The sequence below is a fragment of the Romboutsia sp. MSSM.1001216sp_RTP31141st1_G3_RTP31141_220114 genome, from assembly GCF_039031195.1.
Taxonomy (GTDB): Bacteria; Bacillota; Clostridia; order Peptostreptococcales; family Peptostreptococcaceae; genus Romboutsia_C; species Romboutsia_C hominis.
Genome location: NZ_JBCIUO010000005.1, coordinates 58,230 through 77,042, shown reverse-complemented (window position 1 = coordinate 77,042; position 18,813 = coordinate 58,230). Strand labels below are relative to the sequence as shown.

16 protein-coding genes and 1 tRNA gene are annotated in these 18,813 nt (G+C 30.0%); 15 read left to right on the top strand and 2 right to left on the bottom strand.

Annotation, left to right across the window (positions count from 1 at the left end; genetic code table 11):
- Nucleotides 1-26: 26 nt before the first annotated feature.
- The 13 genes from lpdA (at nucleotide 27) to ABCP60_RS09495 (ending at nucleotide 13,472) form a co-directional block, all read left to right on the top strand.
- Complete coding sequence (lpdA, locus tag ABCP60_RS09555) at nucleotides 27-1,418, top strand: dihydrolipoyl dehydrogenase (protein WP_343101664.1); 1,392 nt, start codon at nucleotides 27-29, stop codon at nucleotides 1,416-1,418.
- A 60-nt stretch (nucleotides 1,419-1,478) separates the two neighbouring features.
- Nucleotides 1,479-2,249: a carbon monoxide dehydrogenase accessory protein CooC gene (locus ABCP60_RS09550; RefSeq protein ID WP_092923588.1), complete on the top strand. Its 771-nt coding sequence runs from the start codon at nucleotides 1,479-1,481 to the stop codon at nucleotides 2,247-2,249.
- Nucleotides 2,250-2,268: 19 nt separating this feature from the next.
- Nucleotides 2,269-3,213, top strand: a complete 945-nt coding sequence (acsD, locus tag ABCP60_RS09545; RefSeq protein WP_092923591.1) for an acetyl-CoA decarbonylase/synthase complex subunit delta — start codon at nucleotides 2,269-2,271, stop codon at nucleotides 3,211-3,213.
- 28 nt (nucleotides 3,214-3,241) lie between these two features.
- Nucleotides 3,242-4,618 (top strand): acetyl-CoA decarbonylase/synthase complex subunit gamma, encoded by a 1,377-nt coding sequence (acsC, locus tag ABCP60_RS09540; protein ID WP_166506007.1) that lies wholly within the window; start codon nucleotides 3,242-3,244, stop codon nucleotides 4,616-4,618.
- Between the two features lie 126 nt (nucleotides 4,619-4,744).
- Entirely contained in the window at nucleotides 4,745-5,557 is an 813-nt protein-coding gene (gene acsE, locus ABCP60_RS09535; RefSeq protein WP_092923597.1) for a carbon monoxide dehydrogenase/acetyl-CoA synthase methytransferase subunit, read from the top strand.
- 41 nt (nucleotides 5,558-5,598) lie between these two features.
- Nucleotides 5,599-7,725: an acetyl-CoA decarbonylase/synthase complex subunit alpha/beta gene (gene acsB, locus ABCP60_RS09530; RefSeq protein WP_092923600.1), complete on the top strand. Its 2,127-nt coding sequence runs from the start codon at nucleotides 5,599-5,601 to the stop codon at nucleotides 7,723-7,725.
- 24 nt (nucleotides 7,726-7,749) lie between these two features.
- Complete coding sequence (gene gcvH / locus ABCP60_RS09525) at nucleotides 7,750-8,124, top strand: glycine cleavage system protein GcvH (protein ID WP_092923603.1); 375 nt, start codon at nucleotides 7,750-7,752, stop codon at nucleotides 8,122-8,124.
- 225 nt (nucleotides 8,125-8,349) lie between these two features.
- Complete coding sequence (acsV, locus tag ABCP60_RS09520; protein ID WP_343101663.1) at nucleotides 8,350-10,290, top strand: corrinoid activation/regeneration protein AcsV; 1,941 nt, start codon at nucleotides 8,350-8,352, stop codon at nucleotides 10,288-10,290.
- Between the two features lie 226 nt (nucleotides 10,291-10,516).
- On the top strand, nucleotides 10,517-10,702 hold the full coding sequence (locus ABCP60_RS09515) for a CooT family nickel-binding protein (RefSeq protein WP_092923609.1): 186 nt from the start codon (nucleotides 10,517-10,519) through the stop codon (nucleotides 10,700-10,702).
- Between the two features lie 33 nt (nucleotides 10,703-10,735).
- Nucleotides 10,736-11,155, top strand: a complete 420-nt coding sequence (locus tag ABCP60_RS09510; protein WP_092923612.1) for a DUF3842 family protein — start codon at nucleotides 10,736-10,738, stop codon at nucleotides 11,153-11,155.
- A 12-nt stretch (nucleotides 11,156-11,167) separates the two neighbouring features.
- A complete protein-coding gene (locus ABCP60_RS09505; protein ID WP_343101662.1) occupies nucleotides 11,168-11,473 on the top strand; it encodes a zinc transporter in 306 nt (101 codons plus the stop codon).
- A 264-nt stretch (nucleotides 11,474-11,737) separates the two neighbouring features.
- Nucleotides 11,738-11,828: transfer RNA gene (locus tag ABCP60_RS09500), tRNA-Ser, on the top strand.
- A gap of 78 nt (nucleotides 11,829-11,906) precedes the next feature.
- On the top strand, nucleotides 11,907-13,472 hold the full coding sequence (locus tag ABCP60_RS09495; RefSeq protein ID WP_092923618.1) for a ClC family H(+)/Cl(-) exchange transporter: 1,566 nt from the start codon (nucleotides 11,907-11,909) through the stop codon (nucleotides 13,470-13,472).
- Nucleotides 13,473-13,547: 75 nt separating this feature from the next.
- On the opposite strand, the gene ABCP60_RS09490 is transcribed toward ABCP60_RS09495, so the two are convergent.
- Nucleotides 13,548-14,462 carry a ribonuclease H-like domain-containing protein gene (locus tag ABCP60_RS09490; RefSeq protein ID WP_166506003.1) on the bottom strand — a complete coding sequence of 305 codons (915 nt, stop codon included), beginning with the start codon at nucleotides 14,460-14,462 and terminating at the stop codon, nucleotides 13,548-13,550.
- A gap of 113 nt (nucleotides 14,463-14,575) precedes the next feature.
- Here ABCP60_RS09490 and ABCP60_RS09485 point away from each other — a divergent pair, with 113 nt between their 5' ends.
- On the top strand, nucleotides 14,576-16,618 hold the full coding sequence (locus ABCP60_RS09485) for an ATP-dependent helicase (RefSeq protein ID WP_343101661.1): 2,043 nt from the start codon (nucleotides 14,576-14,578) through the stop codon (nucleotides 16,616-16,618).
- A gap of 99 nt (nucleotides 16,619-16,717) precedes the next feature.
- Complete coding sequence (locus ABCP60_RS09480; RefSeq protein WP_195238305.1) at nucleotides 16,718-17,173, top strand: hypothetical protein; 456 nt, start codon at nucleotides 16,718-16,720, stop codon at nucleotides 17,171-17,173.
- Between the two features lie 17 nt (nucleotides 17,174-17,190).
- Here ABCP60_RS09480 and ABCP60_RS09475 read toward each other — a convergent pair whose 3' ends face one another.
- Complete coding sequence (locus ABCP60_RS09475; RefSeq protein WP_092923629.1) at nucleotides 17,191-18,186, bottom strand: asparaginase; 996 nt, start codon at nucleotides 18,184-18,186, stop codon at nucleotides 17,191-17,193.
- Nucleotides 18,187-18,813 lie beyond the last annotated feature (627 nt).

Genomic DNA, 18,813 nt, shown 5'->3' with positions numbered 1-18,813 from the left:
TAACGGATATAAATGGGGGAAAAAATATGAAAATAGCAGTTGTAGGTGGTGGACCAGGAGGATACGTTGCTGCAATAAAGGCAGCTATGCTTGGTGCTGAAGTAACAGTAATAGAGAAAAAGAGAGTTGGAGGAACTTGCTTAAATGTAGGGTGTATACCAACTAAAGCATTATTAGCATCTTCTTCTATGTTAATGAATATAAAAGAAGCTAAAGATTATGGAATAAATATAGATGGTGAAATCAATGCAGATTTCAAAGCTATAATGGGAAGAAAAGATAAAATAGTAAACCAATTAATAGGTGGTATAGAATTTTTATTTGAAAAAAGAGGAGTTAACTTAGTTAATGGATTCGGAAAATTAGTAGATAAAAATACTATAGAAGTTACTAAAGAAGATGGAAGCTGTGAAATAGTTAAGGCTGATAAAATAATATTAGCTAACGGTTCTGTTCCAGTAGTTTTACCAATGTTCCCATATGATAAAAAGAGAGTTATAACTAGTGACGAAGTACTAGGACTTGAAGAATTACCAGAGTCTATGTTAATCGTTGGTGGTGGAGTTATAGGTTGTGAAATAGGTCAATTCTTAAGAGCTTTAGGAACTGAAGTAACTATAGTTCAAAGAGGAGATCAAATATTACCTTTTGAGGATAAAGATGTAGCAAAACAGTTGCAGAGACAGTTTAAAAAGGATAAAATTAAAGTGTTAACAGATAGTGGAGTAGAGAAATGTGAAGTTGTAGAAGATGGGGTTATATCTACACTTTCAAATGGAAAAGAGATAAAAACACAATATGTTTTAATGGCAATAGGTAGAAAACCAAATCTTGAAGGTTCTGGAATAGAGGAAATAGGTATAGAGCTTAATAGAGGTAAGATTGTAGTAGATGAAAACTTACAAACTAATATAGAAGGTATATATGCAATAGGTGATTTAATAGATACACCATTCTTAGCACATGTTGCTTCTAAAGAGGGTATAGTAGCTGTGGAAAACGCTTTAGGCAAATCTAAAACTGTTGATTATACAGCAGTTCCAAGATGTGTATATACAGAGCCAGAGCTAGCTGCTGTTGGGAAAACAGAAAGACAATTAGAAGAACAAGGTACAGAATATCATGTTGGTAAGTTTGAATTTAGAGGATTAGGTAAAGCTCAAGCTATGGGTCACTTCCAAGGATTTATAAAGGTTCTTGCAGATAAAGAAGACAAAATAGTTGGAGCATCTATAGTAGGTCCTCATGCTACAGACCTATTAACAGAATTATCTCTTGCAGTACACTTAGGATTAACAGTAGAGCAAGTAGGAGATGTTATACATGCACATCCAACATTATCAGAAGGGTTAATGGAAGCTCTTCATGATGTACATGGAGAATGTGTTCATGCAGCTCCTAAATTAGCAAAAGCATAAGATAAAAACAGAGTAAAGGGGAAAAGCTCTGTTTTGACAAATAAAGGGGGAAATCTTGGTATGGGATATAACATAGCAGTAGCAGGAAAAGGTGGAACTGGTAAGACTAGTCTTACAGGGCTTTTAATTAATAATTTAGTAAGTAATAAAAAAGGACCAGTATTAGTTGTAGATGCAGATGCTAATGCTAACATAAATGAAGTATTAGGTATAGATGTTGAAGATACGATAGGGTCTATAAGAGAAGAAGTAAATCAAAGGGAAAAACAAGGTAATGCTTTTCCAGGAGGAATGACTAAGGCTCAATATTTACAATATAGATTAAATACTTGTATGTCAGAAGGCGAAGGATATGACTTAATAGTAATGGGAAGATCTGAGGGTGAAGGTTGTTATTGTTATGTTAATGGGATATTAAGAGAGCAAACAGACAAACTAGCAGATTCTTACGAATATTTAGTTATAGATAACGAAGCTGGAATGGAACATTTAAGTAGAAAAACTACTAAGCACATAGACAAATTGCTATTAGTTAGTGATTGTTCTAGACGTAGTGTTCAAGCTGTTGCTAGAATAAGAGATTTAGCTAGGGAATTAAAGCTAAGTGTTTCAGATATATATTTAATTGTAAATAAAGTTCCAAATGGAATATTAAATGATGGAATAAAAGAGGAAATTGAAAAGCATAATCTAAGTCTTATAGGTGTAGTACCTATGGATGAAATGATATATGAATATGATTCTAATGGTATACCTTTAGTAGAATTACCAAAAGAATCAAAAGCTAAAGTTGCTATAAATGATATAGTAACTAAATTAGAATTAAAATAGGCTTAAGGGGGAGTAAACTATGGCATTCAAGATGTCTGTTCAAAAGTATTCTGGTAAAATATCAGAAGTAGAAATAGGGACAGGAGAAAAAGCGATAAAAATAGGTGGAGAGAATATTCTACCATTTTATAACTTCGATGGGAATGGTGGAAATACTCAAAAAATAGGAATAGAAATAACTGACATATATCCAGAAGGATGGAGCGATGCTTTTAAAGAAATGTATAAAGATGTTTGTGATTGTCCAGTTAAGTGGGCTAAGCATGTAGAAGAAAATACAAAAGCAGACTTTATATGCTTAAAGCTTGAAAGTGCAGATCCAAATGGATTAGATAAAACTCCAGAAGAGTGTGCTGAGGTAGCTAAAAAAGTTGTTGAGGCTGTTAGTGTACCAGTAATTATAGCTGGATGTGGAAACCATGAAAAGGATGCTAAGTTATTTGAAAAAGTAGCGCAAGCAGTAGATGGGCATAATTGTTTATTCTTATCAGCTACAGAAGACAACTACAAGGCAGTAGGGGCTGCGGCTAGTATGGCTTATAGTCATAAAGTGTCTGCTGAGTCTTCAGTTGATATAAACCTAGCTAAACAATTAAACGTATTATTAGGACAATTAGGCGTTAAATCTGAAAATATAGTTATGAACATAGGTTCATCAGCTGTAGGATATGGATATGAGTATGTTGCATCAACTATGGACAGAATCAGACTTGCTGCATTTGGTCAAAATGATAAAACATTACAAATGCCAATAATAACTCCAGTTTCAAAAGAAACTTGGAATGTTAAAGAATCTATAGCAAGTGTTGAAGATGAACCAGCTTGGGGATGTGTAGAAAAAAGAGGTATAGCAATGGAAATATCAACTGCTGCAAGTGCATTAGTTGGTGGATCAAATGCAGTTATACTTCGTCATCCAGAATCAGTAGAAACTATAAAAGAATTAGTTAGCGCATTAGCTTAATAAATTGTAAGGTTAGGGGGAAAAAATCATGGCATTAAAAGCTTTAGATATATTCAAATTAACACCAAAGAAAAACTGTAAGGACTGTGGATTTCCAACTTGTATGGCTTTCTGTATGAAGGTTGCATCAGGAGCAGTAGAGGTAGAAAAGTGTCCACATATGTCTGATGAGGCATTAGCAAAATTATCAGAAGCAACTGCACCATTAATGAGAGGTGTAAAAGTTGGAGCTGGAAATTCTGAATATGAATTAGGAGCAGAAACTGTATTATTTAGACATGAAAAAACATTAGTAAATAGAAATAGATTTGCAGTAGCATTTTGTGAATGTATGACTGATGAGCAAGTAGATGCAAAACTTGCTAACATGAAAGCTGTTGACTACGTAAGAATAGGTGAAGAAATGAGAGTTGAAATGGCTCTAATAGAATACTTTGAAAATAAAGAAGGATTCTTAAGGGTAGTTAACAGAGTTAAAGATAGCGGATTAGATTTAGCTTACATATTAGTATGTGAAGATGCTGAAGTTGCTAAAGAAGCTGTTGAAATATTAAAAGATAAAAAACCAGTAGTATACGGAGCTACTAAAGACAACTATCAAGCTATGATAGATGTAGTTAAAGGAGATAAGTTAGCTTTAGGTGTTAAAGCATCTAGTTTAGAGGAATTGTATTCTACAGTAGAAGCTATACAAGCTGCAGGATATAGAGAATTAATATTAGATGTAACAGGAGAAAATATAAAAGATACATTTACAAATGCTGTTCAAGTTAGAAGAATAGCATTAAAAGAACAAGACAGAACATTCGGATACCCATCAATAGTATTTGCAAATAAATTAGCTAAAGAAAATCCTAATATGGAAGTTGCTTTATCATCTGTATTCACAGTTAAATACGGTTCTATAATCGTAATAGATGATATAGACTATTCTAAAGCATTACCATTATTTGCTCTAAGACAAAACATATTCACTGACCCACAAAAACCAATGAGAGTTGAAACAAAAGTTTATCCAATAAATAATCCAGATAAGAATTCTCCAGTAATAGTTACTGTTGACTTCGCTTTAACTTATTTCATAGTATCGGGAGATGTAGAAAGATCTAAAGTTCCTGTACATTTAGCTATCCCAGATGCTGGAGGGTACTCAGTATTAACAGCTTGGTCTGCTGGTAAGTTTAGTGGAAGTTCTATAGCTAACTTCATAAAAGAATCTAATGTAGCAGAAATTACTGATAATAGAGATTTAATAATACCAGGTAAGGTTGCAGTTCTTAAGGGAGATATAGAAGAGGCATTACCAGGATGGAATGTAGTTATAGGACCTGAAGAATCTATGGAATTACCAAAGTTCTTAAAAGAATACAAAGCTAAGAAAGATGAAGCTTTAGCTAACGCGTAATATTAAAATCAATAACATATGCTAGTCAATGAACTACATATACTCAAATAGAGGTATATAGTGAATTGGCTAGTATAAAATTTAACGAAAAAGACTTTTAGAGTCTAATTAAGGGGGATAATTACTATGGAAAAGTTCATGATAATAGGGGAAAGAATACACTGTATATCACCAGTAATAAGAAAAGCATTAGAAGAAAGAAATCCAGAACCAATACTTAAAAGAGCTAAAGAGCAATTAGAAGCAGGAGCTCACTATATAGATTTTAATATAGGGCCAGCTGAAAGAGATGGAGAAGAGTTAATGACTTGGGGAGTTCAATTACTTCAAAAAGAATTTAACAATGTTCCATTAGCATTAGATACTGCTAATAGAAAAGCTATAGAAGCAGGTCTTAAAGTTTACAATCCTATAAATGGTAAAGCTATAATAAACTCTGCAGACGCAGGTGGAAGAATAGATTTAATAGACTTAGCAGGAGAATACCAAGCTAAAGTAATAGCTTTATGTGCTAAAGAAGGTATACCAAAGGATAATGATGAGCGTATGGCTTACTGTCAAGAAATGTTAGAAAGAGGTTTAATGGCTGGATTAGAGCCAGAAGACATGTTATTTGACCCATTATGCTTAGTTATAAAAGGTATGCAAGACCAACAAATGGACGTTTTAGAATCTATAAGAATGATGACTGAAATGGGATTATTAACTACAGGTGGATTATCTAACGTATCTAATGGTTGTCCAAAGCATGTTAGACCAATACTTGATAGTGCTTGGCTTGCAATGGCAATGGCAAATGGATTTAGTTCAGCTATAGTAAACCCATGTGACGAAGAAATAATGAGAACAGTAAAATCTTGTGACATAATAAGAAATGCCTCTTTATATGCTGACTCATATTTAGAGCTTAATGAAGGTGGATTTGCATTTAATGCATAATAAAGAAAAGAGATAAGAAGCTTAAAAAGGGGGAAAATAGAGTGAATTTATATAATACTATTTTTAATGGTTCAGAACAAGCTTTGGCTGCTGCTAAAGGCGCTGTAAGCGAAGCAATAGAAAAACATGGAAGAGAACATAATGTAGCATTCCCTGATACTGCATATTCATTACCTTGTATATACGCAGCAACAGGACAAAAAATGAATACGTTAGGTGATTTAGAAGGTGCTTTAACTATAGTAGAAGGTTTAGTAAATAGAACTCATTTATTAGAGCATGCACTTAATGCTGGTTTAGCTACAGCTTTATCTGCTGAAGTTATAGAAGCTGTAAAATATGCTACAATAGATGCACCATATAGTGAACCTTGTGCGGGTCATATAACTGACCCTATAATAAGATCATTAGGTGTACCTCTAGTTACAGGAGATATACCAGGGGTTGCTGTTGTACTTGGAGAATGCCCAGATGCAGAAACTGCAGCTGAGATTATAAAAAATTACCAATCTAAAGGATTACTTACTTTCTTAGTAGGAAAAGTAATAGATCAAGCTATAGAAGCTGATGTTAAGATGGGTCTAGAACTAAGAGTTATCCCTCTAGGATATGATGTAACTTCTGTTATCCATGTTGTATCTGTAGCAGTAAGAGCAGCATTGATATTTGGAGGATTAAATCCAGGAGATTTAGCAGGATTATTAGATTATACTGCTAAGAGAGTTCCAGCATTTGTTAATGCATTTGGACCATTAAGTGAATTAGTTGTATCTTGTGGAGCTGGAGCAATAGCTTTAGGATTCCCAGTTATAACTGATCAAACAGTATTAGAAGTTCCAATGAATTTATTAACTCAAAAAGATTATGATAAGTTTGTAGCTACTTCATTAGAAGCTAGAGGAATAAAGATAAAGGTAACTGAAATACCTATACCAGTATCTTTTGCTGCTGCATTTGAAGGTGAAAGAATAAGAAAAAATGACATGTTTGCTGAATTTGGTGGAAATAAAACTGAAGCTTGGGAACTTGTTGTTAAAAAAGAATTAAGTGAAGTTGAAGACCATAAAATAGAGGTTATAGGTCCAAATATAGATGAAATAGAGTCTGACGGTGTTGTAAGATTACCACTTGCTGTTATAGTTAAAATAGCTGGTAAAGCAATGCAAGAAGATTTCGAACCAGTTTTAGAAAGACGTTTACACTACTTCTTAAACTATATAGAAGGTGTAATGCATGTTGGTCAAAGAGATATGTCTTGGGTAAGAATATCTAAAGATGCTTTTGAAAAAGGATTCAGATTAGAGCATATAGGAGAAGTTTTATATGCTAAGATGCTAGATGAATTTGAATCAGTTGTTGATAAATGCGAAGTAACTATAGTAACTGATGCACAAAAAGTATCAGAAATGAAGGGTGAAGCTATAGATAGATATAATGCTAGAGATGAAAGATTAGCTTCATTAGTTGATGAAAGCGTTGAGGAATTCTATTCTTGTAACCTTTGTCAATCATTTGCACCTGCACACGTTTGTGTTGTTACTCCTGAAAGACTTGGATTATGTGGAGCAGTTAGCTGGTTAGATGCTAAAGCTACTAAAGAACTAGATCCAACAGGACCATGCCAACCAATAGTTAAGGGTGAATGCTTAGATGAAAGAACAGGAATATGGCAAGCAGTTAATGAAACAGTATGTGAAATATCTCAAGGTGCTGTTGAAAATGTTACATTATATTCTATATTAGAAGATCCAATGACTTCTTGCGGATGCTTCGAGTGTATATGCGGTATAATGCCAGAAGCAAATGGATTTGTTATAGTTAATAGAGAGTTCTCTGGTGAAACTCCTGTTGGTATGACATTTGGAGAATTAGCTTCTATGACAGGTGGAGGAGTTCAAACTCCAGGATTCATGGGTCACGGAAGACACTTTATATCTTCTAAGAAGTTTGCTTATGCTGAGGGTGGACCAACTAGAATAGTTTGGATGCCAAAAGAGTTAAAAGAATATGTAGCAGATAAGTTAAATGCTAGTGTTCAAGAATTAACAGGTATAGAAAACTTTACAGATATGATATGTGATGAAACTATAGCTAGTGATTCTGAAGGAGTATTAGCATTCTTAGAGGAAAAAGGTCATCCAGCTTTAGCAATGGAATGTGTAATGTAATCAACTAATAAGGGGGATAATCAAATGAAAGTTATACCAAGTTTAAGATATTCAGATAAACATACATGGGTTAGAGTGGAAGGAGAATTTGCTTATATAGGAATAACTGATTTCGCTCAAGATCAATTAGGAGAAATATTATTTGTTGAAATGCCAGAACTTGAAGATGAATTAACTCAAGGTGAAGAATTTGGTGTTGTTGAATCTTCAAAAGTAGCATCTGACTTAATAGCTCCTATATCTGGTGAAGTTGTTGAAATAAATGAAAAATTAGATGATGAGCCAGAGTATGTAAATGAAGATGCATATGATGCATGGATAGTAAAAGTTAAAATATCTGATGCAGATGAATTAGAAAACTTATTAACTGCTGAGAAATACGAAGCTATAGCTGAGTAGTTATAAATAAGGAGTACAGAAGATTTAGTAAATCTAAAACATCTGTACTCCTTTGATTTTATACAAAATAAATGTAGTAAATTTTATTAAATTTAAGGCATAGGTTTTTAAATTGATAGTACTATAATTTTACACACAAAAGATACTTATAATATTATGAATTTGAGTACTTATAAGTTGGATTAGGGTAAAATTATACTATATAACATATTGGGGGATAGGTATATGATTAGAGTAAATTTTAAGTCGCACAATAAAGAGGTTGTATGCAGCAAAGGGGAAAATTTATTAGAAATAGCAAGAAACAATAAAATATTTATAGATGCTCCATGTAACGGAAACGTGTCTTGTGGGAAATGTAAGGTTAAGCTATTAAAAGGAAACGTAGACACAGAAAAAACACTACATATAAAAGATGAAGAATGGGAACAAGGATATATACTCGCATGTAATACTAAAGTAATAGAAGATATAGAAATAGAAGTTCCATCAAAATTATCTTCATCTATGCATGGTATGAAAATAGAAGGTAGTGAGAAGAAAAAAGACCAGGAAATATTTGATAGAGCAAAAAAAATAATAGAAGATAATAATTTTGATTTTAAAACTAATATAGAAAAAACATATATAGAATTAGATAAACCAACTATAGATGATAATATATGTGATATTGATAGAATAGAGAGATATGTTAGAAATAATTTAGGATATGATGAAATAGACTATACAGTAGAGTTACTTAGAAAAGTTCCAGAGATTATAAGAGAAAGTGATTTTAATGTAACTATAACTTATGTTAAAAAGAAGAATAAAATAACTATATTAAATATAGAACCAGGGAACAATGAAAAACAATTATACGGAGTAGCTATAGATATAGGGACTACATCAGTTGTAGTATGTTTAGTAGATTTATATTCAAAAGAGATTGTAGATAAGGCATCATCAGGTAATGCACAAATAAAATATGGTGCAGATGTTATACATAGAATTATATACTCGACTAAGAAAAATGGACTTAAGCATTTAAGAGATGCTGTTATAGACGAAACTATAAATCCATTATTAGAATCTATCTATATTAAAAATAATATAGATAAAGATAATGTAGTAAGTCTTGTAATAGCAGGAAATACAACTATGTCTAGTTTATTTTTAGGAGTTCACATAGATTATTTAAGACAAGAACCATTTATACCTCCATTTTTAAAATCACCAAAATTAATAGGGAAAGATATAGGTTTAAATGTAAATGACAGTGCTTATATATTCTTAGCACCATCAGTAGCTAGTTATGTAGGAGGAGATATTACAGCAGGGGTATTATCAGCTGGAATATGGACAAGTGAAGAAAATATATTATTTATAGATTTAGGAACTAATGGAGAAATTGTATTTGGAAATAAAGATTATATGATGAGCTGTGCTTGTTCTGCAGGTCCTGCATTTGAAGGTGGAGGTATAAGTTGTGGAATGAGAGCATCAAATGGTGCTATAGAAAAAGTTAGTATTGATAAAGAAACTTTATATCCAAAGTTATCTATTATTGGAGATGATAAGCCTATTGGTATATGTGGTTCAGGGATAATAGATTTAATATGCCAAATGTTACTTAGTGGGGTAGTAGATAGAAGAGGTAAGATAAATAAAGATTTAAACAATGACAGAATAAGATTTAATGAACATGAAATAGGGGAATACGTATTAGCATTTAAAGAAGAGTATGGTATTGAAAATGATATAACAGTAACAGAAGTGGATATAGATAACTTTATAAGAGCCAAGGGTGCAATATATTCTGGAGCTGCAACACTAATAGAAAGCTTAGGTATGGACTTTAGTGCTATAGATAAGGTATATATAGCTGGAGGAATAGGGAATAATTTAAATATAGAAAATTCTATTTTAATAGGATTACTTCCAGATATAGAAAGAGAAAAGTTTGCATATATAGGAAATAGTTCATTAGTTGGCTCTTATCTTGCTCTTGTAAGCAAAGAGGCTAAAATGAAACTACAAGATATAGGTAATGAAATGACTTATGTAGAATTAAGTGTCTATCCAACATATATGGATGAATTTATATCTGCATGTTTCTTACCACATACTAACATAGAACAGTTCCCAACAGTTAAAGAACTGTTAGGAGATAAAGTGAAAATATAAGTATATAATTAATTAAAATCAATTGCGTTATATAGTACAAGGTGATATACTCAAAGTATATAATGTATAGTGATTTGAAATCATGAAGGTTTCTTTATAGTATTGAAATATTAAATACTAAAAGAGACCTTTTTTTGAAGAAAATCACAAACGTTTTCAAAAAAGGTGACTATAAAATAAACAACAGTAATAATTTAATATTAAGTTAAAATATGGAGGGGTTATTATGTGTGAATCAGCAGCTTATGTACAAAAAGGGGATAAATTAGAAAGAATAATGGAAAATGTAGTAAGTGTAGATCCATTTGAAGGGAAAGTGTACTTAACTGATTTATTAGGAGAACAGAAAATAGTAGATGGAAGTATAAAAGAGATAAGGCTAATGGAACATAAAATAATAATATCAGAGTAAAAAATAAACATAAGGAAAACAGGGGAAGATAGTATGATAATAGCAGTTATAGATGGAATGGGTGGAGGTATAGGGGCCCAGATAGTATCAAATCTGAGAGAAGAATTACCATCATACATAGACATATATGCACTAGGTACTAATTCAATAGCAACGAGCTCTATGATGAAATCTCATGCAAATAAGGGAGCTACAGGGGAAAATGCAATAGTAACTTCTGTAAAGAAGGCAAATATAATAGTAGCACCAGTATCTGTTTCAATGCCAAATTCTATGATGGGTGAAGTAACTTGTAAAATGAGTGAAGCTATAGTAGATAGTGAAGCTCTAAAGATATTTTTACCTATATTGCCTGAAAATATAGAAGTAGTAGGAGTAGAAAACAAGCCATTAGCGCTGTTAATAAAGGATAGTATAGATTTAATAAAGAAAGAATTTAACATAAAAAAATAAGGGGGAGTATATATGTTAACTAATGATAGAATAAAATTACATCATGCAGATGATCATGATCACCCACATGAGCATTGTCATGATCATTCACACCCACATACACATGGTGAAGATGGAGAAAGTAAAGACGAAAAAACTTTAAAAATATTACTGCTTCATTGGGTAAATCATAATGAAAGCCATGAAGAAGGATTTAGAGAGTGGGTAGACAAGGCTAGGGCTATAGGAAAAGAAGAAACAGCTAATAGTATAGAGAAAGCTATAGAATATATGCAAAAAGCTAATGAGATGCTTATAGAAGCTAAAAAGCATATGTAATTAAATATAATAGATATATAGCATACTTAGAAGAATTAAATTTAAAAGTATGCTATATACTTGATATGACAATAAAGTTTATAGTAAATTTTTATACATGATAATGTATATTATAGCTTAAATTATTAAATTTGTGTTTGTTGATAATTTTAAATACATATTATTTGATATATTGTAAAAAAATCATAAAAATTAAAGAAAACGTATTGACTAAAATTATATAAAAATATATAATAAAAACATAGATAAATACGTAACAAATATGGAGAAGTACTCAAGTGGCTCAAGAGGAACCCCTGCTAAGGGTTTAGGCTGGGTAACCGGTGCGAGGGTTCGAATCCCTCCTTCTCCGCCAGTAAAGACTATCGATTTTTTTAAGCGATAGTCTTTTTTCCTTTTCAGTGAATATAATATAAATGAAAGGAGTAATTTTATGATAAGTACTAATAAGGAAAGAGCTTATAATATATTAAAGAGAAGTCAAAATTCTAAGTATAGGTTAATAAGAGATTCTTTACTTGTAGGGATAGCTGTAGGTCTAATAATCGTTGTATACAGAATACTGGGTTCAAAACTAATGGAATTATTCAAAGGTCTATATTCTAAGGGTAGAGAAGATATACTATTTATACCGGTTATATTTATGATATTAATAGCTTTAGGATATATTGTAGCTCAACAGGTAAAAAGAGAGCCGATGATATCGGGAAGTGGAATACCTCAAGTTGAGGGGATTCTTACCAGAAGAATTAAGATTAACTGGTTTAGGGTTTTAGTAAATAAATTTATAGGAGGCTTACTTTGTTTAGGAGTAGGTTTTTCAGTAGGTAGAGAAGGTCCATCAGTGCAAATGGGTGCATGTGTAGGAGAAGGTATATCTAAAGGATTAGATAAATTAGATAATGAGGAAAAGTATTTTGTAACATGTGGAGCTAGTGCAGGTTTATCAGCAGCTTTTAATGCACCTTTAGCAGGAGTTATGTTTGCATTAGAAGAAGCTCACAAGAACTTTTCTCCATTAGTTTTAGCATCAGCAATGACAGCATCTATAACAGCAGATTTTGTGTCAAAGCAATTTTTTGGATTAATGCCATCATTACATACCGCAAAATTAAATGCAATGCCTTTAAAATACTACTGGGTCTTAATAATATTAGGAATTGTAGTAGGAATAAGTGGTGTATTATTTAATAGTGGTATATTAAAAACTCAAACTATATTTAAAAATAGTAAATTAAGCAAAGAAGTAAAGATAATGATTCCATTCATATTAACAGGAATTATTGGTCTTATATCACCAGTTTTATTAGGTGGAGGTCATGAACTTATTATGACATTGCAAGAACAGAACTTTACATTAAATTTACTAATGATATTACTTATAGCAAAATTTATATTTACATTTATATGTTTTGGATCAGGGGCTCCAGGAGGGATATTTTTCCCATTGTTAGCATTAGGGTCAATAGTAGGTAATATAGTAGGAATTATAAGTGCTATGTATATGGGAATACCATCAACTTATATAATTAACTTTGTAGTTCTAGCAATGGCAGGTCACTTTGCAGCAATAGTAAAGGCACCTATAACAGCAATTATATTAATACTAGAAATGACGGGATCTCTTGATCATTTGTTACCACTTTCGATAGTTGTAATAATAGCTCAATTGACATCAGATTTACTTAATTCTCATCCTATATATGAAAGTCTTTTAGAAAGACTTCTTGAAGGTGGGGAATATGAATGTGAGACTGGTGTAAACAAAAAGACATTATTTGAAACAGTGGTCCATATTAATAGTGATTTAGATGGAAAATGTGTAAAAGATATAATTTGGCCTAAAAATTGTTTAATAGTAGGGATAACTCGAGGAGATGTTGAGATAATTCCTAAAGGTTCAACAAAGATAATGGCAGGTGATTATTTAACTATAATGGCAAACCAATGTGAATGCTCGAATGTATTAGATGATGTAGTCAATTTAGCGCAAAATTAAAATTGTATAATATGTTATAGTTCAAATTATAAATTATTGTAATAACTAAGTTATAATAAAAAAAGAACTAAAATCTTATAAAGATTTTAGTTCTTTTTTTATTATATACTCACATAGGTTATAAATATTTAAGTCTAAAAAATTATCGTTAACTTTTAAGGGAATTATTTTATTTAATTGATAAAATAAAACTATATTATTGTCTTTATCTATACCTTTATTCAAACTTATACTAAGTAAAATGTGCTTATCATCTGATAATATAGAGTAATTATCGCTATAAATATTTATAGGTACTTTGTTACCATCAAATATATTATATTTAAGTGTTAATTTAGAATTATTTATCTTAAAGGATAATGGTATAAGTTTTAAGAATAAATCTTTATTGTTAATTACAATGGGCTTTAGTTTCTCTTCTAATATATCTTTTATTTTATAAAGGTACCCTAAATAGTATATATCTTCATAGTTGTGAAGTAATATTTTGCTTTTTAAATCATCAGACTTAGAAGACACAAATTCCTTGTATAGTTTTACGCTTTCTTTTCCTGAAATAGTATCTTCTCTAGATATACCAATGTATTTTTCTATAGTTTTTAGTTTACAATCAGAAAGAGATAGTAAGCCTTTAAATGGCCTTACAATATTTAAAATATCAATATCATCATTTTTATTTAACTCAAAATCAATATTATATTTATTAAAACGAGAATTTAAAAATGGAATATCAAAGGCTAATCCATTAAAGGTTATATGAGTATCAAAGGTACTGATATCATTTATAAATGCTAATAATAAATCTTTTTCATCATCTTCAGTTTGAGCAAAATATTGTTTAATTATGGTTTTATTATCTTTATTAAATAAAATTCCTATAAGTATAACTTTACAAAACTTAGGGCTAAGACCTGTAGTTTCTATATCAAATACGAAGGAATCTGAAGGAATATTTACGAAATTATCTAATGTATTAGTTATGATTTCCATAAAATTTCTCCTTTTTGAAATTATATATTATAATATAGTTTAGCTATATAACTAATATAAAAAGTTATATTTATATTATAGATTAATGAAAGAATACTTCAAGGTGGTAAGTTATGATAAGTATAGATAAATTAAATGAAAATCAAAAGGTTGCAGTAGAACATGTAGATGGACCTTGTATGGTATTAGCAGGTCCTGGATCAGGTAAAACGAGGGTTATAACATATAGGATAGCAAATATGGTAGTAAATAAAGGTATAAGCCCTCGTAGTATACTTGCTATAAGTTTTACAAAAGCATCCTCAGTAGAAATGAAAAATAGAGCGTTAAGTTTAAGTAATGATCATAGAATGAATAAGGTTACGTATGGAACATTCCATTCTGTATTTTTTAGAATACTTAGGTACTTTGAGAAATATAGCTTAGACAATATATTTGATGAAAAATCAAAGAGGCTACTACTAAAAGGCATATTGAAAAGCTTAAATATAGAAAATGCAGATGATGATGAAACTATAGGACAGGTAATAAATGAAATATCCTATGTAAAAAATGAATTGATGGATATTAGAGACTTTACATCAGAGCTATTAACTAGTGATGAATTTTTAAAAGCTTATAATCTATATGAAGAGCATAAAAACCAACATAATAAGATAGACTTTGATGATATGTTAATAAAGACATACCATTTATTAAAGCACAATAAATCGGCACTAGATATGGTTCGTGGAATATATAAATATATATTAGTAGATGAGTTCCAGGATATAAACAAGGTTCAGTTTGAGGTACTAAAACTAATAGCTAATCCTAACAATAATATATTTGTAGTGGGAGATGAAGATCAAAGTATATATGGATTTAGAGGTGCTAGGCCAGACTTTTTATTAGAGTTTGAGCAATATTTTAAAGGAACTAAAAAAGTATTATTAGATATAAATTATAGGTCAAAAGATGAAATAATAAATATAGCTAATAGATTGATAGAAAAAAATGAGAATAGATATGAAAAAGTTATAAAATGTCATCAAGGAGAAGGTGGAAATGTTAAATATATATCTCCTAATGATTCAGAAGAAGAGGCAGTATTTATAGCTAAAGATATATTAGAAGAAATGAAAAAAGATTATGTTGAGTATACTGATTTTGCTGTAATATATAGAACTAATATACAATCAAGAGCGCTAGTAGATGTATTTATGGATATGAGAATACCTTTTATAGTGAAAGATTCGATAATTACTATATATGATCATTGGGCAGCTCAGGATATATTAGCTTATTTAAGAATAGGCGTAAATCCAGATTCAAATAAAGATTGGGTTAGGATAATAAATAAACCATTTAGATATATATCAAAAGAACATGTAAATATGGTTAAGGATGAAAAAAACTTTATAAATGCTTTAATAAATAAATGTAACCTTCATCCAAAACAAGTTAAGACTATAAATGATTTGGATATAGATTTAAGTTATTTAAAAACATTAAATCCTAAAAATGCAATTTCTTATATAAGAACAAGTTTAGATTATGATAGATATATACTAGATTATTGTACAAATAGAAAAATAAAGACAAATGGTTTAATAGAAATATTAAATGAACTAGAAAGTTCTGCTACAAATTTCAATACAATACAAGAATATTTAGATCATATAGAAAGAGTAAAGTCAGAATTGATAGAAAATAAAAATAATCAAAATTCTGATGGAGTAATATTTACTACTATGCATAGTGCTAAAGGATTAGAATTTAAAAATGTATATATAATAGGAGCTACAGAAGGAACTATTCCTCATGAAAAGTCTTATGATATAAATGATGAAGAAAAAAAAGTTAATCAGATTGAGGAAGAGAGAAGGCTTATGTATGTGGCTATAACAAGAGCTGAGGAGAATATATATATAAGCTCTCCATCGAATAAATATGGAAAAAAAGTATCTAAATCTAGATTTATAGATGATATTAAAGGAGCGACTAAAAAAGAAATAGAAAGCTTAACAATAGGAGACAAAATTTATCATAAAAGATTTAAGGAAGGTACAATAGTACAAAAAAATAATAACTTAGTTAAAGTTAAGTTTAGTGATGGAGAAAGAACCTTAGATTATAAAGTGTGTTCAATAAAAAATGTAATTTATAAAATATAGCTTTAGTCAAATATAAAATAAGATAACTTAAATATCTTGTCAATAAGCAAAATTACTTGATTGGAGGTAAGTAACTAGAAATATATATTAGGAGAGAGTATGAGTAAGAAAGTATTAAGAAAATTAGCATATAGTCTAACATTATTTATTCAGATAGCATTAGCCGTATCTATCTTTATAATAGAGTATTTAACTAACAAAAATGCTGGAATTATGCAATATGTGCGATATAATAAGTTTATATTTGAACATGGAATTTTAAATACAAATAACCTACAAGTGATAAAAATAATATCGATAATACTATTTATAATATTTGGAACGATATTTATGCACTGTATTAAGAATAAGAAAAATACATTTATTAGATATCAAATTACTATATCTATGATAATGAGTATAATAGTTAGTATGGTTATAAGTAGTAATTACTTTATAGGTATGTTAGCTTATCATTATTTCATAATAACATTTATTTTAGTATTACTTATACAGATGTTGGTTGTAGGTATAACATTTTATATAGATAATAAACAAAAAAATAGGACTTTATAAAGTCCTATTTTTTTGTTTTAATAATATATACCTTTTTCAAAGAAATCTTTTATCTCATCTAAATCATTTGTTTTTCCTAAAGCTAGCATAAGCTTTATTCTAGCCTTTTGACCAGGTAACTCTCCTCCAAAAATACATCCTAAGTTCTTTAAGTCTCTTCCAGAACCTAAGTATCCATAACTATCAAATACCCTTCCAGAATGACATCTAGAAACTATTACAACAGGTATATCTTTCTCCCTAGCATATTTTACACCTTCATACATCTTAGGAGGTATATTACCTCTACCCATAGCTTCTATGACAATACCCTTGTATCCATTATCAGTAGCGAATTTTATAAGTTCATCATCCATACCAACTCCAGATTTAAATAGAGCAACTTTAGACTCAACTTTATCTGTATCTATTATAGATCTATTGACAACATCCTTATATAAAACTAATTCGTTACAATCTATTATACCAAGAGGTCCAGATGTTAAAGATTTAAAAGTATTTAATGATAATGTATTAGTTTTAGTAGCTTCAGAAGCTAAAAGTACTTCATTGTTTAAAACTATAAGAACACCTTTTCCTATAGCATCATCAGATATAGCAGTACAAACAGCAGCAGATAAGTTACTTGGACCATCATATCCAAGCTCTGAACTACTTCTCATAGCTCCTGTGACTATAACAGGTTTTATACTAGTTATAGTTAAGTCTAAGAAATAAGCAGTTTCTTCTAAACTATCAGTACCATGAGTTATAACAACACCGCATATATCTTCTCTAATAAGTAAATCATTAACATAATCCTTTAACTCCATCATTCTTTCAGGAGTCATATGAGGACCAGGTATTTCATCAAAGTTTAAAACTTCTATTTCAGCAACTTTATCTATATTAGTTACCATAGACATTATTTGCTCACCAGATAAAGTAGGAATAGCAGCTCCAATTTCTTTATCTACAGTCATTGATATAGTTCCACCTGTGAAAACTATAGCAACTTTTTTCTTTTTAGTCATGAATGTCCCTCCTTAAAAATATATACATATATATCATAAGTAAATTATATCAAAAAAAAACTATATAAGCATGTTAAATAAAGTTAATTATTTATTAAAAAGAAAGTAAAACTCATAGAAATATAGATAAAAAGTTAGAGGATTGCAAAAAAAGACGATAAATGTAAAATAAAAATGAAATTATACTTAGTATATAAAGAACTTTTAAAATTTATAAGAAAATATTCAAAGTCAAAAATTTTAGTAAAATATATACTCATTAAAATAATTTATATTTTATTATATAAAAAAAAAGAGCTCGGGGAAGCTCTTTTTTGCTATCAAGTTGATTTCCGTTATCAACTTGATAAAATGGATATAAAGTTTATCCGTTCAAAAGGGGTATTGGGAATAGAGATTTTAATTAAGGTTATCAGGGGGATAACCATGTCTATATACTATCAAATTTCGACATAAAAATCAATACTTTTCAAGAAAGTTAATTTATTGTCAAACGAAAATTATAAAAATAAAACCTACTTCTTTTCCGATCTGAAGTAGGCCTTAAATGAATTAAATATTCATTTAAAAGGGGTATTGGGAATAGAGATTTTACTAAGGTTATCAGGGGGATAACCATGTTTATAT

What these genes read in the sequence shown, in the direction of transcription:
- ABCP60_RS09475 (WP_092923629.1), bottom strand. Translation starts at nt 18,186, where the DNA reads ATGACTAAAAAGAAAAAAGTTGCTATAGTTTTCACAGGTGGAACTATA.
- ABCP60_RS09505 (WP_343101662.1), top strand. Translation starts at nt 11,168, where the DNA reads ATGTTAACTAATGATAGAATAAAATTACATCATGCAGATGATCATGAT.
- ABCP60_RS09515 (WP_092923609.1), top strand. Translation starts at nt 10,517, where the DNA reads ATGTGTGAATCAGCAGCTTATGTACAAAAAGGGGATAAATTAGAAAGA.
- gcvH (WP_092923603.1), top strand. Translation starts at nt 7,750, where the DNA reads ATGAAAGTTATACCAAGTTTAAGATATTCAGATAAACATACATGGGTT.
- ABCP60_RS09490 (WP_166506003.1), bottom strand. Translation starts at nt 14,462, where the DNA reads ATGGAAATCATAACTAATACATTAGATAATTTCGTAAATATTCCTTCA.
- acsC (WP_166506007.1), top strand. Translation starts at nt 3,242, where the DNA reads ATGGCATTAAAAGCTTTAGATATATTCAAATTAACACCAAAGAAAAAC.
- ABCP60_RS09510 (WP_092923612.1), top strand. Translation starts at nt 10,736, where the DNA reads ATGATAATAGCAGTTATAGATGGAATGGGTGGAGGTATAGGGGCCCAG.
- ABCP60_RS09550 (WP_092923588.1), top strand. Translation starts at nt 1,479, where the DNA reads ATGGGATATAACATAGCAGTAGCAGGAAAAGGTGGAACTGGTAAGACT.
- acsV (WP_343101663.1), top strand. Translation starts at nt 8,350, where the DNA reads ATGATTAGAGTAAATTTTAAGTCGCACAATAAAGAGGTTGTATGCAGC.
- ABCP60_RS09495 (WP_092923618.1), top strand. Translation starts at nt 11,907, where the DNA reads ATGATAAGTACTAATAAGGAAAGAGCTTATAATATATTAAAGAGAAGT.
- acsE (WP_092923597.1), top strand. Translation starts at nt 4,745, where the DNA reads ATGGAAAAGTTCATGATAATAGGGGAAAGAATACACTGTATATCACCA.
- lpdA (WP_343101664.1), top strand. Translation starts at nt 27, where the DNA reads ATGAAAATAGCAGTTGTAGGTGGTGGACCAGGAGGATACGTTGCTGCA.
- ABCP60_RS09480 (WP_195238305.1), top strand. Translation starts at nt 16,718, where the DNA reads ATGAGTAAGAAAGTATTAAGAAAATTAGCATATAGTCTAACATTATTT.
- acsD (WP_092923591.1), top strand. Translation starts at nt 2,269, where the DNA reads ATGGCATTCAAGATGTCTGTTCAAAAGTATTCTGGTAAAATATCAGAA.
- ABCP60_RS09485 (WP_343101661.1), top strand. Translation starts at nt 14,576, where the DNA reads ATGATAAGTATAGATAAATTAAATGAAAATCAAAAGGTTGCAGTAGAA.